At 66.5% G+C, this 17,754-nt stretch carries 17 protein-coding genes; 7 read left to right on the top strand and 10 right to left on the bottom strand.

The window, feature by feature from the left end; genetic code table 11:
• Positions 1-503: 503 nt before the first annotated feature.
• Complete coding sequence (locus ACW5IY_RS07060; protein WP_049433853.1) at positions 504-1,376, bottom strand: DMT family transporter; 873 nt, start codon at positions 1,374-1,376, stop codon at positions 504-506.
• Between the two features lie 115 nt (positions 1,377-1,491).
• Here ACW5IY_RS07060 and ACW5IY_RS07055 point away from each other — a divergent pair, with 115 nt between their 5' ends.
• Together ACW5IY_RS07055 and ACW5IY_RS07050 are read left to right on the top strand one after the other, a co-directional pair.
• Positions 1,492-2,436: a LysR substrate-binding domain-containing protein gene (locus ACW5IY_RS07055; protein ID WP_049433854.1), complete on the top strand. Its 945-nt coding sequence runs from the start codon at positions 1,492-1,494 to the stop codon at positions 2,434-2,436.
• 68 nt (positions 2,437-2,504) lie between these two features.
• Entirely contained in the window at positions 2,505-2,798 is a 294-nt protein-coding gene (locus ACW5IY_RS07050; protein ID WP_005415831.1) for a hypothetical protein, read from the top strand.
• Positions 2,799-2,829: 31 nt separating this feature from the next.
• On the opposite strand, the gene ACW5IY_RS07045 is transcribed toward ACW5IY_RS07050, so the two are convergent.
• Positions 2,830-3,636, bottom strand: a complete 807-nt coding sequence (locus tag ACW5IY_RS07045; RefSeq protein WP_239682844.1) for a DUF4349 domain-containing protein — start codon at positions 3,634-3,636, stop codon at positions 2,830-2,832.
• Between the two features lie 5 nt (positions 3,637-3,641).
• The gene (locus ACW5IY_RS07040; protein WP_049433855.1) at positions 3,642-3,998 is read right to left on the bottom strand and encodes a GFA family protein; all 357 of its coding nucleotides are present in this window, start codon (positions 3,996-3,998) and stop codon (positions 3,642-3,644) included.
• A gap of 112 nt (positions 3,999-4,110) precedes the next feature.
• On the opposite strand from ACW5IY_RS07040, the gene ACW5IY_RS07035 reads away from it, so the two are divergent.
• On the top strand, positions 4,111-5,919 hold the full coding sequence (locus tag ACW5IY_RS07035; protein WP_049433856.1) for a DUF885 domain-containing protein: 1,809 nt from the start codon (positions 4,111-4,113) through the stop codon (positions 5,917-5,919).
• A gap of 84 nt (positions 5,920-6,003) precedes the next feature.
• On the opposite strand, the gene ACW5IY_RS07030 is transcribed toward ACW5IY_RS07035, so the two are convergent.
• On the bottom strand, positions 6,004-6,240 hold the full coding sequence (locus tag ACW5IY_RS07030; protein WP_049433857.1) for a hypothetical protein: 237 nt from the start codon (positions 6,238-6,240) through the stop codon (positions 6,004-6,006).
• Positions 6,241-6,404: 164 nt separating this feature from the next.
• Between ACW5IY_RS07030 and ACW5IY_RS07025 the strand changes: the two genes are divergently transcribed.
• On the top strand, positions 6,405-7,403 hold the full coding sequence (locus ACW5IY_RS07025) for a polysaccharide lyase (RefSeq protein ID WP_049433858.1): 999 nt from the start codon (positions 6,405-6,407) through the stop codon (positions 7,401-7,403).
• A gap of 9 nt (positions 7,404-7,412) precedes the next feature.
• On the opposite strand, the gene agp is transcribed toward ACW5IY_RS07025, so the two are convergent.
• The 3 genes from agp to ACW5IY_RS07010 form a co-directional block, all read right to left on the bottom strand.
• Positions 7,413-8,624, bottom strand: a complete 1,212-nt coding sequence (agp, locus tag ACW5IY_RS07020; protein ID WP_049433859.1) for a bifunctional glucose-1-phosphatase/inositol phosphatase — start codon at positions 8,622-8,624, stop codon at positions 7,413-7,415.
• Positions 8,621-10,453: a multidrug efflux ABC transporter SmrA gene (gene smrA / locus ACW5IY_RS07015; RefSeq protein ID WP_049433860.1), complete on the bottom strand. Its 1,833-nt coding sequence runs from the start codon at positions 10,451-10,453 to the stop codon at positions 8,621-8,623. Before smrA ends, agp begins: the two co-directional genes overlap by 4 nt.
• 131 nt (positions 10,454-10,584) lie before the next feature.
• Positions 10,585-12,147 (bottom strand): serine hydrolase, encoded by a 1,563-nt coding sequence (locus tag ACW5IY_RS07010; RefSeq protein ID WP_049433861.1) that lies wholly within the window; start codon positions 12,145-12,147, stop codon positions 10,585-10,587.
• Between the two features lie 110 nt (positions 12,148-12,257).
• Between ACW5IY_RS07010 and ACW5IY_RS07005 the strand changes: the two genes are divergently transcribed.
• Genes ACW5IY_RS07005 through ACW5IY_RS06995 form a run of 3 tightly spaced genes read left to right on the top strand, consistent with a single transcriptional unit; the run spans position 12,258 to position 14,510 of the window.
• Positions 12,258-12,701 (top strand): VOC family protein, encoded by a 444-nt coding sequence (locus ACW5IY_RS07005; protein ID WP_049433862.1) that lies wholly within the window; start codon positions 12,258-12,260, stop codon positions 12,699-12,701.
• Positions 12,698-13,528, top strand: a complete 831-nt coding sequence (locus ACW5IY_RS07000) for a DUF72 domain-containing protein (RefSeq protein WP_049433863.1) — start codon at positions 12,698-12,700, stop codon at positions 13,526-13,528. The genes ACW5IY_RS07005 and ACW5IY_RS07000 overlap by 4 nt, the downstream gene beginning before the upstream one ends.
• Positions 13,529-13,562: 34 nt before the next feature.
• On the top strand, positions 13,563-14,510 hold the full coding sequence (locus ACW5IY_RS06995; RefSeq protein WP_049433864.1) for a DMT family transporter: 948 nt from the start codon (positions 13,563-13,565) through the stop codon (positions 14,508-14,510).
• 30 nt (positions 14,511-14,540) lie between these two features.
• On the opposite strand, the gene ACW5IY_RS06990 is transcribed toward ACW5IY_RS06995, so the two are convergent.
• From ACW5IY_RS06990 to ACW5IY_RS06980, 3 genes are all read right to left on the bottom strand, one after another.
• Positions 14,541-15,701, bottom strand: a complete 1,161-nt coding sequence (locus tag ACW5IY_RS06990) for an AAA family ATPase (RefSeq protein ID WP_049433865.1) — start codon at positions 15,699-15,701, stop codon at positions 14,541-14,543.
• A gap of 121 nt (positions 15,702-15,822) precedes the next feature.
• Entirely contained in the window at positions 15,823-16,893 is a 1,071-nt protein-coding gene (locus tag ACW5IY_RS06985) for a sensor domain-containing diguanylate cyclase (RefSeq protein WP_049433866.1), read from the bottom strand.
• Between the two features lie 116 nt (positions 16,894-17,009).
• Positions 17,010-17,732 carry a pseudouridine synthase gene (locus tag ACW5IY_RS06980; protein WP_005408708.1) on the bottom strand — a complete coding sequence of 241 codons (723 nt, stop codon included), beginning with the start codon at positions 17,730-17,732 and terminating at the stop codon, positions 17,010-17,012.
• Positions 17,733-17,754 lie beyond the last annotated feature (22 nt).

Raw genomic sequence — 17,754 nt, 5'->3', positions numbered from 1 at the left:
TTTTCGCGCGAAAAGAAAAGTAACCAAAAGAAACGCGCCGCCAGGTCGCGAGCCGCCGTGCTTTGCACGTCGGTCCCCTGCGCTTCTCGGTGAATCAGGGGACGGTGCCGAACTCGCTGCGCTCAGACATCGGCACCTCTTCGCCCCTGATTCCCCTGCGATGCTCGGCTCGCTCAAGGCGGACCCAGTTCAAAGGCCACAGCTGCGCCCAGTAGTTCCACGCCATGCGTGGATGATCTTGCTGTTGATCTTGACCTTCCAGTCCGCCTTGAGCGAGCCGAGCACCGCAGGTCCGGCGAGGGCGAAGAGGCGCGGGTGTCTGAGCGCAGCGAGTTCCCGCGCCGTCCCTCGACGGGCCGAGGAGCGCAGGGCACCGGTGCGCAGCACCGGCTCGCGGCCGGCGGAACGTTTCTTTTGGTTACTTTTCTTTGCGGACAAAGAAAAGTGACGCCCATGAACAATGAAGCACTTTCAGCACGCGCCACGCTCAAAGCACCAACGCCTCAACCCTTCTGACTCACTGCCACACTACCCAGAATCAACGCACCGGCAATCAACATCTGCACCGTCACCGCCTCCCCCAGGAACAACCACGCGAACGCCGCGCCGAACAGCGGAATCAGGTACGTCACCGTCGACGCCCGTGACGGGCCGATGCGGCCGATCAGGCGGTAGAACATCAGGAACGCCAGCCCGGTGCAGGCTACGCCCAGGGCAATCGCCGCGCCCCAGGCCTTCAGCGGAATCGGCGCCTGCGGCCAGTGCGTCACCGCCATCGGCAGCATCCACAGCGAGGCACACGACAGCGTGGCTGCCGCAGCCGCGGCCGACGGCAGGCCGGTCATGTGCCGCTTCACCAGGTTCACGCCCAGGCCGTACAGCAGCGAAGCCGCCGCACCAGCCAGCACCGCGGTGCCGATGCTCAGGCCGGAGACCTTGGCCGTGGCCAGCACCACCACGCCGGCAAAGCCGACCAGCAGCGCACCGGCACGGCGCATGCCAATCTTTTCACCGAAGAACAGGAACGCGATCAGCGCGGCGAACAGCACGGTCATCGCATTGCAGATCGCGCCGATCGCCGCCGGCGCCTGCTCGGCAGAATAGGCGAACAGCACGAACGGCAACGCCGAGTTGATCAGGCCGATCGGTGCCAGCCACAGCCAGCGACGCGGCGGGAACTGCGCGCGGGCGCGCCACAGGAACGGCAGCAGCACCAGCGCGCCCAGCACCAGCCGCACCTCGACCAGCGCGAACGGGCCGAACGACGGCACCGCCACCCGCATGAACAGGAACGAGCAGCCCCAGATGGCGCCCAGCAGGGTCAACTCCAGCGGCGTGCGCCAGTCGCGCTCGGCCGCCTGTGGGACCGCATTCATGCCCTGCCTCCGTCCATCGTCTGTTCCTCGCCAAGGCAGACAGGATCAGGCGCAGACGCCCGCCGCACAAGCGCGTAGTATCGCTGCCAGCCACAAATATGGTTTGAGGCTCGACATGCAGCTACGCCCTTCTCTGCTCCCCGCACTGGCCGTGTTCGCGGTCGCCGCACGCCACCAGAACTTCGCCCAGGCCGCGCAGGAACTGCACCTGACCGCCAGCGCAGTCAGCCACCACGTGCGCCGGCTGGAGGAGGTGCTGGAAACCCGGCTGTTCCTGCGCCATGCCCGCGGCGTGCGCCTGACCGCCGAGGGCCGGCAGCTGGCCGACGCCGCCAGCGCCGCCTTCACCGATGTCGCGGCGGTCGCCCATCACCTGCAGCCGGATGCCGACAGCGTGCCGTTGCGGATCACTACGCTGCGCTCGCTCTCGTACTGCTGGCTGCTGCCGCGACTGCCACGCTTCACCCAGGCCTATCCACACATCCGCATCGAGCTGCATACGGGCAGCGGGCTGGATCGCTACGACGACAACGGACCGGAAGTCGGCATCCGCTACGGGCTGGGCCAATGGCCGGGCCTGCGCGCGCAGCACCTGATGGATGACTACCTGTTCCCGGTGGCCTCACCGGCACTGGCCGGGGTCGAAACACTGGTGGATCCGGCGCGCATCGCCGACCTGCCGCTGCTGACCGATCTGTCACCGCAGGGCTGGCGTGACTGGTTCCGCCACGCCGGTGTGCGCCCACCGTCGCCGCTGCCGCCGATGCACACCTTCGCCGACAGCACCGATGCGATGCGTGCGGCGGTATATGGCATGGGCGCGGTACTGGCGCGCACCCACATCGCCCAACCCTACCTGCAGCGCTACGAGGTGGTGCGCCTGCCCGGCCCGGCGCTGAAGGCCCGCTACGCCTATCACGTAGTGCATGCGGAAGGACAACCACCCAGCCCTGCCGCGCGCCTGTTCATCGACTGGTTGCTGGAACAGGCACAGGACGAACGCACGCCGATTCCCGCGTTGCCGGACAGCCTCCTCGGGCGTCCGCCCACGCACGACTGACTGCGCCCTCACCCGCCCTTTGCTTCACGCTGGCTAGGCTGTTGGCGAACCCACAACGTACCTATGCCATGGCCATGCTGCGACTGCGCATCACCGGAACCGAAGACGACGCCCGCGCCATCAGCGACCTGCTGCTCGGCCTGGACGGCATCGAACATGTCGAGGAAACCGACGACCTGATGCCGCACATGGACGACGACGATTCCAGTTCGGCCGGGCTGTCTGATGACATCGGCCCGGGCATCCACGAACTGGAAGTGGAAGTCGGCAATGAAAGCACCGCGCAGAAGGTGCGCGATGCGGTGCAGGAACTGGCACTGGAACTGGATGTGTTCGTCGAGTACGAGACCGACGAGGGCTGATGCCGGCTGGCTGCCGGCATCAGCCTTCCCCTCACAGGTTGGGCGGGAGCTTGCGACGGCGGCGACGCCACCACGCCCGCACACCCCAGGCCGCGATCATGGCCAACACTGCCACCGGCAGCAGCGCGGCAACAGCGCGGATCAGGAACGCGATGCTGGTGCTGAGGATGCTGCCCGACTCGCTCAGCGCCTCACCGATCTCGCTGCGGCTGCGTTGGCCGGATGTGGTTCCGAAGTGGATCGTCACCAGCTGGGTATCGATGCGCCGGCGCTGCTGCGCGGCATCCTTGCTGGCCTGCTCGACGCCCGCTTCGATCTCCGACAGCCGCGTGGTGATCGCCATCAGGTCCTCGATCTTCAGGTCCTTGCGGTCCTGGTAGGACAACAGCCGCGCGTGCTCCTTTTCCAGCCGGGCCTTGGTCAGTGCCGTATCGGCCACTTCCTGTGCGAGATCCTCGGCGCGCGTATTGCGCGACTGCAGCGTGCCCCCCTCACCGGCCATCGCGATCAACGGCTCGGTACCCTTCGGGGCGATGCGTACCTTGACCTCGCCGCTGGGCTGCTCGCCACTGCGCTGATCGACCTGCAGCACCGCACAGTCGCCGAACTTCGCGCTCTGGCAGGCCTGTGCCACCTGCTGGATGCGGGGTGCGATCTGCGCCGCTTCAAGCTGCACCTGCACGTCGTGTTCGTAGGCGAGGAATGCGCCTTCCGGTGAAGCGACGGCAGCTTCGGCGGCACTGGCGCCCGCATCGGCCGCTGCATCGCCGTGTTTGGCGCAGGCTGCCAATGCAAGCAGCAGCACCGGCATCGCCGCCACGCGCGTCCACGCGCGCATCGGCCTCACAGTGCAGCTCCGTCATAGGAAGTCACCGCCAGCGTGCCCAGATCCACCTGCGGTACGCAGCGCACGTTCACCGCCACCATCGGCGTGCCGGTGCGCGGGTCCACCGCTTCGCTGTAGCGCGCGACACCGCACTCACGGCAATGGTGATGGTCGATATGGGCCTTGTTGAAATGATAGGTGGCCACGTCCGCCGGATCGGTGGCCAACTGGAACGCCTCGCGCGGGGCGAACCACAGCAGGCTGCCGCGACGGCGGCACATCGAGCAGTTGCAGTCGATGACGTCGCTGATCGGCGCCTCGGCCTGTACGGTGAATGCGATCCTGCCGCAATGGCAGCTTCCCTGGTATTCCATGTCCTGCGCTCCGCTGGAGGGTCCGTGTCTGCGCCCATGGTAATCCTATGGCACGGGGACAAAGCAGCCCCGGGGCCCTATGCTCGGGGTTTGACCCTGTACAGGAACGCCGATGCGCCCGCATCTTCTTGCCCTCGCCCTGGTCGCCGCCCTCGCCGGTTGCCAGCCGGCCGACGCCCCGACCAACGGTTCCACCCCGGCCGCCAGCCAGCAGGCCGGTGACGCAGCGGTCGATGCCGCCTTCGCCGATCTGTCCAAGCGCGCCCTGGACACCTGGATGCAGCTTTCGCCGGTCAGCGCCACCCAGATCGGCGACCACCGCTACGACAGCGAACTGGACGACCTGAGTGCCGCCGGCCAGCAGAAGACCGTGGCCGCCTACAAGGCGCTGCTGGGCGAACTGGACAAGATCGAGGTGGCCAAGCTGGGCCGCGAGAACCAGGTGGATGCGGCGATCCTGCGCAACCAGCTGCAATCGGAAATCTGGAATGCCGAAGTGCTGCAGTCCGGCAAGTGGGACCCGCAGCTGTACAACGGCATCGCCGGCAGCGCGATCTATGGCCTGATGGCGCGTGAATTCGCACCGCTGCCGGAGCGCCTGAAGTCGGCCACCGCGCGCATGGAAAAGCTGCCGGCGATCTTCGCCCAGGCACGTGAGAACCTGGATCCAGCCCGCGTGCCGAAGATCCATGCAGAGACGGTGGCCAAGCAGAACAAGGGCATCCTCAGCATCGTCGATACCTTCATCACCCCACACATCGGTGAACTGCCACAGGCCGACCAGCAGCGCCTGCAGGCCGCCATCGACGGCCTGAAGAAGGCGGTGGACGAGCAGCAGACCTGGCTGGACAAGACCCTGGTGCCGAACGCAAAGGGCGATTTCCGCATCGGTGCGGAAAAGTACGACCAGAAGCTGAAGTTCGCGCTGAGCTCGTCGCTGTCGCGCCAGGAGATCGGTGAGCGTGCACGTGCCGAACTCAAGCGCGTGCGCGAAGACATGTACGGCATCGCGCAGACCGTGCTGAAGGACAAGCCGGGTGCGCCGGAAATGCCGGCGCAGCCGACCGACGAGCAGCAGCAGAAGGCGATCGAGGCCGCGCTGGAACTGGCCTACGCCGACAAGCCGGCGCGCGACAAGGTGGTCGACGATGCCAAGGCCGCACTGGAGCAGTCCACCGCGTTCGTGCGCGAGCACGACCTGATGACGCTGCCCGATGCGCCGGTCGACATCATCCTGATGCCGGAATTCCAGCGTGGCGTGGCCGTGGCCTACTGCGATTCACCGGGCCCGCTGGACAAGAACCTGAAGACCTTCTACGCCGTGTCGCCGATTCCGGACGACTGGAACGACAAGCAGGTCGACTCGTTCCTGCGTGAGTACAACTCGCGCATGATCCACCTGCTGAGCATCCACGAAGGCACCCCGGGCCATTACCTGGAAGGCTGGCATTCGGCCAAGTTCCCCTCCACCCTGCGTGCGGTACTGCGTTCGGGCCTGTTCGCCGAGGGCTGGGCGGTCTACACCGAGCGCATGATGCAGGAGCAGGGTTACCTCAACAACGACCCGCTGTTCCACCTGGTGCAGCTCAAGTTCTACCTGCGCACGATCTCCAACGCGATCCTCGACCAGGGCGTGCACGTGGACAACTGGGATCGCGAGAAGGCGATGCACCTGATGACCCACGATGCGTTCCAGCAGGAAAGCGAAGCCTCGGGCAAGTGGGTGCGCGCACAGCTGACCTCGGCGCAGCTGCCGACCTACTTCGTTGGTGCGCAGGAACACTTCGACACCCGCAAGGCGGTGCAGGAGAAGCTGGGCGACAAGTTCAACCTGAAGGCCTACCACGACCAGGTGCTGTCCTACGGCGCACCGCCGGTGCGCTTCGCACGCCAGCTGATGCTGGACCAGCCGATCGAGTGATCGGGACGGTGTGAGATGAAGCGGAGCGGCCCGGGGAAACCCGGGCCGCTTTTTTTGTTCGCCCCTGCTTGGGCTGCTGCCGGGTCAGAGCAGATGGATGTACATTTTCTTGGAGCTCAGCCGCAGATCTACGAAGTACTCGGCACCACAGCCACGACAGGCGGCAGGACAATCCTCATCACTGCCACGCTCGTTTTCCAATGAGCCCGCCACTACCGGGTATCCGCACTCGAAACAGTTGAAAGCCACATGGTTACCATGCGGATCAGCTGGGATCTCGTCACCCTCGCCGTCCATCACGAGAAAATCCGTGATTCTCATCGCCACTCCCTCCCGCTGAATTGATGACGACAGACTAGCCAACTCTTGAGCTTCAGGCGCCGCTCCGGCCCTGAATACTTGCAAACCGGGCCTGTGCGGCCTCACAGCTGGCAAACGACTCCGGGCGCATCGTTCGCATCGCCTCCCCGTCCCTGCAGGTTCCCATGCCCTCCCCGGTGCTACACCTTGGCCTCCTCTCCGCTGCCCTGGCGGCCGGTCCTGCCTTCGCCGCCTGCCCCCCGCCGCCGCCCGGCCAGCCGGACATCCGCGCTCTTGGCTACTACACCGACAAGGTGGGCTCGGTCATCGACCCGGCACTGCAGCAGCAGAACAAGGATGCCACCGCGCCACTGGACCGCTATGCCGCCGACGTGGCGCGCATGAGCGATGACTACCTGCGCAACGGCGACCCGGCGGCGGCGAAATGCACGCTGATGTGGCTGGGTGCATGGGCCGACGATGGCGCCATGCTCGGGCAGATGATCCGGGTCAACAACGACCAGTCGTTCTACATGCGGCAATGGATGCTCGATGCAGTGGCCATGGCCTATTTGAAAGTGCACGACCAGGCCGATGCCCGGCAGCGAGCACGCATCGACCTATGGCTGCAGAAGCTGGCACGGGCCAACCTGGCGTACTGGGACAGCCCGAAACGGCGCCGCAACAACCACTACTACTGGGGCGGCCTGGGCGTACTGGCCACCGGCCTGGCTACCGACGACGATGCTCTGTGGCAGGCCGGCCACGCGGCATTCCAGAAAGGCGTCGATGACATCCAGGACGATGGCAGCCTGCCGCTGGAGATGGCCCGCGGGCAACGTGCCCTGCACTACCACGACTACGCATTGGCGCCGCTGGTAATGATGGCCGAGCTGGCACGACTGCGCGGCCAGGACTGGTATGCCAGCAAGGGCCATGCCATTGACCGGCTTGCCCGCAGGGTCATCGAGGGCAGCAACGACCCCGTGTGGTTCAACCAACACACCGGTGTGGCACAGCTGCCACTGCATGCCAGCGGCTGGGTCGAGTTCTACCGGTTGCGCTCACCCGATGGCGGGCTGTTCGATGCCGCGCATGCACGCGGACCGTTCCATTCCCCACGGCTGGGTGGCGACCTTACGTTGATGGCCACCCATGGCATCGTACGCACACCGCTGCGATAGACCCTTGTTTCAGCGATGGGCGCGCTGCAGCAGCTGCTGGAACTGCACGATGCTGCAACCCCTTGGATCGCAGCCTGGCAATGACAGCACGACACGGCCCGGCGGCTGCGCTTCCGTCAACGACAGCGCATCGCGCAATTGCGCAGTGGTCGGGTAGACGTAGGCCAGGCGGAAACGCCCGCCACCGCTTCGGCGGTCACGCCAACGCTCGAACTGCAGCAGGCCGCCGATCGGCGTCTTCTCGTACTGCCCTGGCAGGGTGTAGTCGCTGATTCCCAGCGCGGCGAGCACGGACCCGATGTTGGAGTCATGGCCGACCAGCAGGGTCACCCTCGGCGTTGCCGGATCTTCGAACAGCGCGCCCAATCGTTCCAGCAGCGGTCCGGCCACATCCCGCGCCACCTCGGGCGTTCCGAACAGGATGTCCTGGTAGCGGTTGCGGATCTGCGCCAGCGCCTGCCATTGGGCCTCCGTGTTCAATCGGCCCCAGCCTTCGCGGGGGATGCCACTGCCCTGGTAGTGCTCCATCAACAAGGCATCGACCAACCCGCTGGCCAGGGCCAGCGAACCGGACGCGCGTGGTTCCTTGCCCGGTTCCGCATTGAAGGTCGTGTCGGCCAGCATCAGATGGCATTCGCTGTGCCCCGCACAGGCCGCCGACTGCGGGTAGCGGGTGATCTGCTCCACCACGGACAGTGCCGGTGCCAGTTCCGATGCGGCCAACGCTCGCTGCATTGCCGACAGCGCGTGCTCGCGGAAGACCGTGTCTCTGTTATGGATCACCGGATTGAACAACGGATCCATCGTGCCCAGCGCCATGCGCTGCTCGACCGCGACATGACAGCCCGGGAAGGCACCGGCAACGAAGAACTGCGCGGTGGCCTGGGTGCGCTGAAGGCTGTTGGCATGGGCGTGGAAGTCAGCCAGCTGCGGGCAACCCGAAGCCGGCAACAGCTGCGCCTGACGCAGCCACTGGCCCATGTAACGGCCCATGTAGACCTCCAGCACGCCGCCCTTGGTGGTGAGCTCGCCTGCGCCCACGTCCCAGCTTGGCCAGCGCTCCGGAGTGGCATTGGCCAGCGCGCCCGACGTCACCACCGGCGCGCGCAGGTTGTGGCGGCTGAGCAGGATGACCTGCTCTAGCTGGTCGCCTTCCACGGGTGCCGGTGCGGTGGCTGCGGCCGTGGTTGCCAGGCTGAGGGCCAGCAGCAGAGCGATCACTGATCGGCAGCCACAAAGCCACCGGTCTGCCGCGCCCACAAGCGCGCATACAGGCCACCGGCGGCAATCAGCTCGGCATGGGTGCCGGTCTCGACGATGCGGCCCTGGTCCATCACCACCAGCCGGTCCATGCGCGCGATGGTCGACAGCCGGTGCGCGATGGCGATCACCGTCTTGCCGCCCATCAGCTGGTCCAGGCTGTCCTGGATCGCCGCTTCCACTTCCGAATCCAGCGCCGAAGTCGCTTCGTCCAGCACCAGGATCGGTGCATCCTTCAGCAGCACGCGGGCAATGGCGATGCGTTGGCGCTGGCCACCGGACAGCTTCACGCCACGCTCGCCCACATGCGCGTCGTAGCCACGACGCCCCTGCCCGTCCACCAGCGTATCGATGAAGGCTTCGGCACGTGCTTTGGCTACGGCTGCGCGCAACTGCTCATCGGTCGCGTCCGGACGGCCGTACAGCAGGTTGTCGCGGATCGAGCGATGCAGCAGCGAGGTGTCCTGGGTCACCACGCCGATCTGCTGGCGCAGGCTTTCCTGCGTAACGTAGGCAATGTCCTGATCGTCGATCAGGATGCGGCCGCTTTCCAGGTCGTACAGGCGCAGCAGTACGTTGACTAGGGTCGACTTGCCGGCACCGGACGGACCGACCAGGCCGATCTTCTCTCCCGGCTTCACCACCAGGTCCAGGCCGGCGATCACGCCGCCCTTCTTGCCGTAATGGAAATGGATGTCCTGGAAGTGCACGCCGCCACGGGTCACCTGCAGCGGCACCGCATCCTCGTGGTCCTGCACGGTCAGCGGCTGGGCGATGGTGGTGATGCCATCCTGCACCGTGCCGATGTCCTCGAAGATGCCGTTGATGGTCCACATGATCCAGCCGGACATGTTGTGGATACGGATCACCAGGCCTGTGGCCAGGGTGATCGCGCCCACGGTGATGTGGCCGCCATTCCACAGCCACAGCGCGAGCCCACAGGTACCGGCAATCAGGAAGCCGTTGACGATGGCGATGGTCAGGTCCATGCCGGTGGTGATGCGGGTCTGTGCGCGGTGCTTGACCGCCAGTTCCTGGATCGACTCGGCCACGTAGGCCTGCTCGCGTCCGCCATGGGCGAACAGCTTCAGCGTGGGAATGTTGGTGTAGCCATCAACGATGCGGCCCATTGCCTTCGAACGTGCTTCGGAAGCGATCCATGCCCGTTCCTTCGCCCGCGGCACGAAGTAGGCCAGGATCACCGCGTAGGCCAGCAGCCACAGGATCAGCGGCACCATCAACCGCCAGTCGGCCTGCGCGAACAGGTACAGCGCGGTGCCGGTATAGACCACGATGTACCAGAGCGAGTCGACCATCTGCACCGCCGACTCGCGCAGCGAGGTACCGGTCTGCATCACCCGGTTGGCGACGCTGCCAGCAAAGTCGTTCTGGAAGAAGCTCAGGCTCTGCCGCACCACGTAGTTGTGCATCAGCCAGCGCGAGCGGTTGCTCAGGCCGGGCACGATCGCCTGGTTGACCAGCAGGTTGTGCAGGCCGACCAGGATCGGCCGCGCGATGACCGTGATGAACAGCATCCAGCCCAGTTCATTGGCGTGGCGCTTGAAGAAGTCGGCGCCCGGCTGCTCGGCGACCATGTCGACGATGCGGCCCAGGTAGTCGAACATCGCCACTTCCACCAACGCCAGCAGCAGGCCGGCGATGAGCGTGGCCAGCAGCACCGGCCATACCGGGCGCAGGTAGTGCAGGTAGAACGGCAGCACCTTGCGCGGCGGCATGCGCCCATCCACGGGCGGGAACACCGGGATCAGGGATTCAAACCAACGGAACATTGCATTCCCTCGCCTCTTGCAAGCGGCGAAGTATCCCACGCCGGATGTGTACGCCAGCCGATGATCACCCGCTCCCCCGGTAGTCGCCCACCTTGGTGGGCGCCTTACCGCATACCGACCAAGGTCGGCATTTACCCGTCACTCGGGGTGAACAGCAGGTCCTGGAAATCGAAGCTGAAATCGGTCAGGTCGGAGATCGACTGCATGCGCACCTCGCGTACCTTGCCGTCCGGGTCCAGGCTGAAGTTCACGAACGCGTCGGCGTTGAGCGAACGGTCGTCCCAGCGCACGATGAAGGTGTCGTGCTGCCAGTGCTCCAGGCGCCCGCTCAGCTGCGCGGTCTTCATGAAGCGCAGGCGCAGGCCCTTGCCCTCGGCACTGATCTGCATGTCGCCATACCAGCGGTCACGGAAGGTGCCGGTGTAGCCGGCCAGTGCCAGCGACGGCTTGCTGCCCTTGTCGCGCGCGCTCTGGTGCTTGGCCCAGGCTTCGTCGGCCTTGTCCTGGCCCTTGGCCACGGCCTTGGCATAGGCGTCCACCCAGTCGTGCTTCTCGCCGCCCAGATAGGCATCGAGCACGCTCAGCGTGATCGCATTGAACGCCGCGCCCACTTCCTGGTTGGTCAGTACCACCACGCCCAGCTTCTCGCCCGGCACCAGGGTCAGCCGCGAAACCATGCCCGGCCAGCCTCCGGTGTGCCAGACCAGCTTCTGCCCGCGGAAATCGCTCAGGCTCCAGCCTTCGCCGTAGCCGGCAAAGTTGGCCCGCGCCGGTGCCAGCTCCGGCACGCTCGGCGCCGGGATGGACTGCGGGGTGATCATCCGCCACATCTGCTGCTGGCTCTTGTCGGTGAACAGCGCGGTGCCATCGGCCAGTTTGCCCTCAGCCAGCTGCACCTGCATCCAGCGCGCCATGTCGTGCGCACTGGAATAGATGCCACCGGCGCCGGCATTGTTCGACCAGGTCAGCGGTGCGACCGTGCGCAGGTCCTTGAAATCGTACTTGGCGTGACCGACCGCGGCCTTGTCACCGGGCTTCAGGTGATCGGCGTTGTAGCGCGTGCCCGCCATGCCCACCTTGTCGAAGATGCGCGTCTGCAGGAACTGCTGGTAGCTCATGCCGGAGACATGCTCGATCACCTGCTGGGCGACCGCGTACAGGATGTTGTCGTAGGCATAGCTCTCGCGGAAACCGCCCTTCAGCGGCACCTTGCCCAGCCGCTCCACCACTTCGGCATTGCTGTAGGAGGTGGTCGGCCAGAACAGCAGGTCACCGGCGCCCAGGCTCAGGCCACTGCGATGCGACAGCAGGTCGCGGATCGTCATCTGCCCGGTCACGAACGGGTCGGACATGCGGAACGACGGCAGGTGGTCGATCACCTTGTCGTCCATCTTCAGCTTGCCATCCTCGGCCAGCAGGTTCAGCGAGGTGGCGGTGAACGCCTTGGTGTTGGAAGCAATGGCGAACAGCGTATCGGCCTGCACCGGCTCCGGCTTGCCCTGCTCGCGCACGCCCCAGCCGCGTTCCAGCACCACCTCGCCATCCTTGACCACCGCCACGGCAATGCCGGGCACGTCGAACTGCGCGCGCACGCGCTCGACGGTCGCATCCAGGTCCTGCAGCTGCGCCGGGGTGGCAGCACTCGCGATGGTCGTGCACGCCAGCAGCACGGCTCCTCCAATCCAGGGTTTCATCCAGCACGATCTCCGAACAGGGGTGGCGGCCATGTGCAGGCCGTCACCGGGGTTTCGCGGGATGGTAACGTTCTGCGGCGCACCCTGCCCTGTGCCATAGGAGGGGTGTCATGGGCGGGAACGGCCAACCGAGCAACGGCTCCACCATCATTCCGTGCCTGCGCTATCGCGACGCGCAGGCCGCCATCGACTGGCTGCAGCGCGCCTTCGGCTTCCATGCCCAGGCCGTCTACGCCGATGGCGATACGGTATTCCATGCGCAGCTGACCTTCGGCAGCGGCATGATCATGCTCGGCTCGGCCAGCAACCAGAGCGCGTGGAGCGAACACGCGGCGATGCCCGACGAGGTCGGCGGCCGCCAGACCCAGAGTGCCTGCGTGATCGTCACCGATGCCGATGCCCACTATGCACGGGCCAAGGCCGCCGGTGCCCGCATCGTCATCGACATCGCCGACCAGGACTATGGCGGACGTGGCTACGCCTGCGCCGACCCGGAAGGCTATCTGTGGTGGTTCGGCAGCTACGATCCGTGGCGCGCGGACCACGGCCAGTGACCGCGACCGCCCGGCAGGCGGAGATCCGCTGCGGCATCGGCGGCTGGGTGTTTCCCGAATGGCGCGGCGGCGTTTTCTACCCCGTGGGCCTGCCGCAGCGTGAAGAACTGGCCCATGCCAGCCGTGCCCTGCGCTGCATTGAAATCAACGGCACCTTCTACCGCACGCCCACCGCAGCACAGTGCGCGCAGTGGGCCGCGCAGACGCCGGAAGGCTTCCGCTTTGCGATGAAGGCACCACGCTACCTGGTGCAGCGCCGCGACTTGTCCAGCACCGTGGAAGCAGCCACACCGTTCCTGCAGGCAGCACTCGCGCTCGGTGACCGGCTTGGCCCGTTGCTGTGGCAGTTCGATCCGCGCCATCCGGCCGACGCCGATGCATTGGGTGCCCTGATGGCGCAGCTGCCGAAGCAATTGGACGGGGTGACGCTGCAGCATGCGCTCGAGGTCCGCAACGCCGAGACACATGGCCCGGCACTGGTCGACGCCGCGCGTCGCCACGGCGTGGCGCTGGTGATCGAAGACAGTGACGAGGCGCCATTGCATGGCGATGTCAGTGCCGGCTTCGTCTATGCGCGGATCAAGCGCAGCCAGGCCCGCTTGAACGAGGGCCTGCCGGCGCCCGTGCAGCAGCGCTGGGCCGAACGCGTCCTGCGCTGGTCACGCGGCGAGGCGGTGGACGACCTGCCCTGCCTGGCCGAGCCGGCCCCGGCAGAGCCGCGCGAGGTCTACCTGCTGTGCATCGGCGCGGGCAAGGCGCGCAACCCGGCGGCGGCGATGGCCCTGCAGCGGCGGGTGGACACTTCCAGCAATCCCTCACGCGGATAGCGCTGCGGTCATCGGCTTGCCTCACAATAGGCGGATGAGCACACCCGACACCCGCAAAGCGCTGTGGCAGATCCATTTCTGTGTCCTGCTGTGGGGCATCACCGCCATCCTCGGCAAACTGATCACCCTGCCCGCACTGCCGCTGGTGTGGTGGCGCATGCTGCTGGTGACGGCGATGCTGGCCCTGCTGCCACGGGTCTGGCGCGGGCTGCGCACCCTGCCCCTGCGGCTGGTGGCCGGCTACGCCGGCATCGGCGCGCTGGTCGCCCTGCACTGGCTGACGTTCTACGGCGCGGTGAAGCTGGCCAACGCCTCGGTGGCCGCCACCTGCATCGCGCTGGCGCCGGTGTTCACCTCGATCATCGAGCCATGGGTGGCCAAGCGGCCGTTCCAGCTGCGTGAACTGGCGTTCGGCCTGGCGGTGCTGCCGGGTGTTGCGCTGGTGGTCGGCGGCGTGCCCGATGGCATGCGCCTCGGTGTGTTGATCGGCGCGATCTCGGCGCTGCTGGTGGCAGTGTTCGGCTCGCTCAACAAGCGCATGGTCAGCCACGCGGATCCGCTCACGGTCACCGCACTGGAGCTGGGTGCGGGCACCCTCACCCTGACCCTGCTGGCACCGCTGATGCCCTACCTGCTGCCGGCGCTGGCCAGCCCGCTGTGGGTGGTTCCGGACCTGCACGACGGCATCCTGCTACTGGTCCTGGCCGGCTTCTGCACGCTGCTGCCGTTCGCCCTGGCCCTGGTCGCGCTGCGCCACCTGAGCGCCTACACGGTGCAGCTGGTGACCAACCTGGAACCGGTCTATGCGGTGGTGCTGGCGGTGGTGCTGCTGCGCGAGCAGCACGAGGTCACCCCGTGGTTCTACCTGGGCGTGGCAGTCATCGTCGGCGCGGTGTTCCTGCATCCGCTGCTGAACCGCCGCAAGCCGGTGCAGCATCCGGAAATCCTTGGCACGGCCGAGGCACGCAACATCGCCGATTGAGCGCGTCCACGCAGGGCGTGGATGGCCGTATCAACGCTGCGGCCAGTGCCATGCCGGAGCATCCAGCAGGCCCTGCCCGCTCAGCAGCGTGCGGCCCTGTTCCTTGTGCAGGTGCAGCGAATGACAGCCGGGCGCTTGCTCCAGTGCTGCGATCAACCGGCTGGCGTGTGACACCACCCACACCTGGCTGCGCGCACTGGCCGCGATGATCAGCCGCGCCAGCGCCGGCAGCAGGTCCGGATGCAGGCTGGTCTCCGGCTCGTTGAGCACCAGCAGCGGCGGCGGGCGTGGCGTGTGCAGCGCAGCAGCCAGCAGCAGGAAGCGCAGCGTACCGTCGGACAGTTCGGCCATCGACAACGGCCGCAGCAACCCCGGCTGGTGGAAGCGCAGGGCCAGTCGACCGTCCAGCTCTTCGAAGCCGACCGTGGCGCCGGGGAACGCATCGTCGACGCTGCGTGCCAACGCGACCGGATCTCCGATCTCGAGAATGGTCACCCACGCTGCCGCCAGATCCCGGCCGTCGTGATGCAGCACCGGCGTGCGCGTGGCCATCGCCGGTTGTCGCGCCGGGGCATGGGCGTCGCTGCGGAAATGGTCGTAGAAGCGCCAGCGACGGATGTACTCACGCAAGGCGAAGGTTTCCGGCATGCGCTGCGGATCGCCGACCTGGGTGAACAGGCTGTCGAACAGCGACAACCGGTCATCCACGAGATCCCAGCCGCGCGCATGACGTTGCCGCACCATTACCCCACGGCGATCAACCAGCAGGTTGGCGCTGCGCAGGAATGGCCCGGCCCAGATCGCCTCCGCCTTGATCTGCGGATCCAGCGCAAACGCCGAACGGCTGGGCGGCGGATAGCCCAGGTCGATGGCATAGCCGAATTCGTCGGTGGTGAAGCCGAGCTTCAATCCCACCGATGCCTGCCGAGGGCCACCCTGCAGCGGGATATCGCCGGCCGCAACCCGGCGATCGATGGATTCGGGGCCGGCCCACAGCGCCGAACCCAGCCCCCCTTCGCGGGCCAGCACCGCCGCAACGCCGCCCTGTGCGGTCTCCGCCAGCAGGCGCAGCGCGCGGTACAGGCTGGACTTGCCACTGCCGTTATCACCGGTCACCACGTTCAACTGCTGCAGCGGCAGGACCAGCCCGTGCAGCGAACGATAGTGGGCGATGGCCAGGGTCTGCAGCATGGTCGGCGTCCGTGGGAACAGGAACGGCATATTCGCCGGGCACAATCGCACAGGCCGCGACACGGCGTTATTCCATCGGCAAAATCATCCACGCAGGGCGTGGACCTACTGCATGCAGGGCTCAGCCCGCCCGTTCCACCCGGTTGCGACCGTTGCCCTTGGCCCGGTACAGCGCCTTGTCGGCGCGCGCCAGCATGTCATCCACGCTTTCACCTGCCTGGTGCTGGGCAACGCCGATGCTGATCGTGACCGGGAAACCCAGCGGAAGGTCTGCCACGGCCAGGCGCAGGAACTCGCATTGCAGTTCGGCCGTACGCAGATCAGTGCCCGGCATCACCGCCACGAACTCCTCGCCGCCATAGCGCGCGGCCATGCCACGGCCGGCGAAATGCGAGCGCAGCAGCACGCCCAGCTCGGCCAGCACCCGGTCGCCGGTGGCGTGGCCCTGGAAATCGTTGATGTGCTTGAAGTGATCGATGTCCAGCAGGGCCACGCAGGCCACTCCCGGTTGCCCATCGATCTCCGCCACCGCCTCTTCCAGTGCCGCCGCCATCGCGCGGCGGTTCGGCAGTCCGGTCAACGCATCGGTGCGGCTCTGCTCGGCCAGGTCGGCATTCTGCGCCAGCAGCACGTCCTGGTACTCCGACAGCAGGCGCTCGTAGTCATCGCGTTCCAGCATGTGCTTCTGGATGTCGAGCGCGAAACGGCGCAGCTCCATCACCAGCATCACCTGCCGTGACAGAGCGGCCAGTGCCTCGGCCTTGTCGCTGGGCAGGTGCTGCGGATGTGCATCGAACACGCACAACGTACCCAGTGGCAGGCCATCGGAACTGATCAGTGGCGCACCGGCGTAGAAGCGGATGTGCGGGTCGCCGGTCACCACCGGGTTGTCGTGGAAGCGGATGTCCTGCAACGCGTCCTCGACCACCATGATTTCCTGCGGCTGCAGGATGGCGTGGCCACACATCGATTCGCTGCGCAGGTTCTCTGCCGCGTCGATGCCCTGGATCGACTTGAACCACTGCCGCTCGACATCGATCAGGGTCACCGCCGCCATCGAGGTACCGCAGACCGCCTTGGCGATCGCCACCAGGTCGTCGAATGACTTCTCGCGCTGCGAATCAAGGATCCGGTAGCGGTACAGCGCCTCGAGCCGGAGGGCTTCGTTGGCAGGCTTGTCGGGCTTGATCATGCAGCGTCACATTCCGGCAGGTCACTGCGGAGTCTAGCCGATGTAGAGCCGAGCCCATGCTCGGCTGTACCCGGACAAAAGGCAGCCGAGCATGGGCTCGGCTCTACAGAGGCCGTTTACCAGTCCAGTTGCTTCGGCAACAGGCCCTGCAGCTCCTGCTCGGTCAGGTTGCGCCACTGGCCCGGCTTCAACGCGCCGATCTTGATGTTGTCGATGCGCACGCGGCGCAGCTGGGTCACGCGATAGCCGAATTCGGCGGCCATCAGGCGGATCTGCCGGTTCAGGCCCTGCTGCAGGGTGATGCGGAAACCGAACTTGGCGATGCGCGAGGTCTTGCACGGCAACGTCATCTGGTCGTGGATGCGCACACCGCGCGCCATGCCGCGCAGGAACTCATCGGTAACCGGCTTGTTCACCGCCACCAGGTACTCCTTCTGGTGGCCGTTCTCGGCACGCAGGATCTGGTTGACGATGTCGCCGTTGCTGGTCATCAGGATCAGGCCTTCGGATTCCTTGTCCAGGCGCCCGATCGGGAAAATGCGCTGCTCGTGGCCGACGAAATCGACGATGTTGCCCTTGACCGAGGTTTCGGTCGTGCAGGTGACACCCACCGGCTTGTTCAGCGCGATGTAGACATGGCGGCGGGCGCCGGGCTTGCGGGCCACGCGCGCGCGCAGCGGCTGGCCATCGACCAGCACCTGGTCTTCTTCGCCCACCACCGCGCCAGTGCCGGCCGGATGGCCGTTGACGGTGACCCGGCGGGCGGCGATCAGGCGATCGGCCTCGCGGCGGGAGCAGAAGCCGGTGTCGGCGATATGTTTGTTGAGTCGGGTGGTCATCGCCCTATTATCCGGCATCGCC

The sequence above is a fragment of the Stenotrophomonas sp. C-A genome (assembly GCF_054030835.1).
Note: the sequence above shows the minus strand (reverse complement) of the source record. Positions and strands in the feature narration are given on the sequence as shown.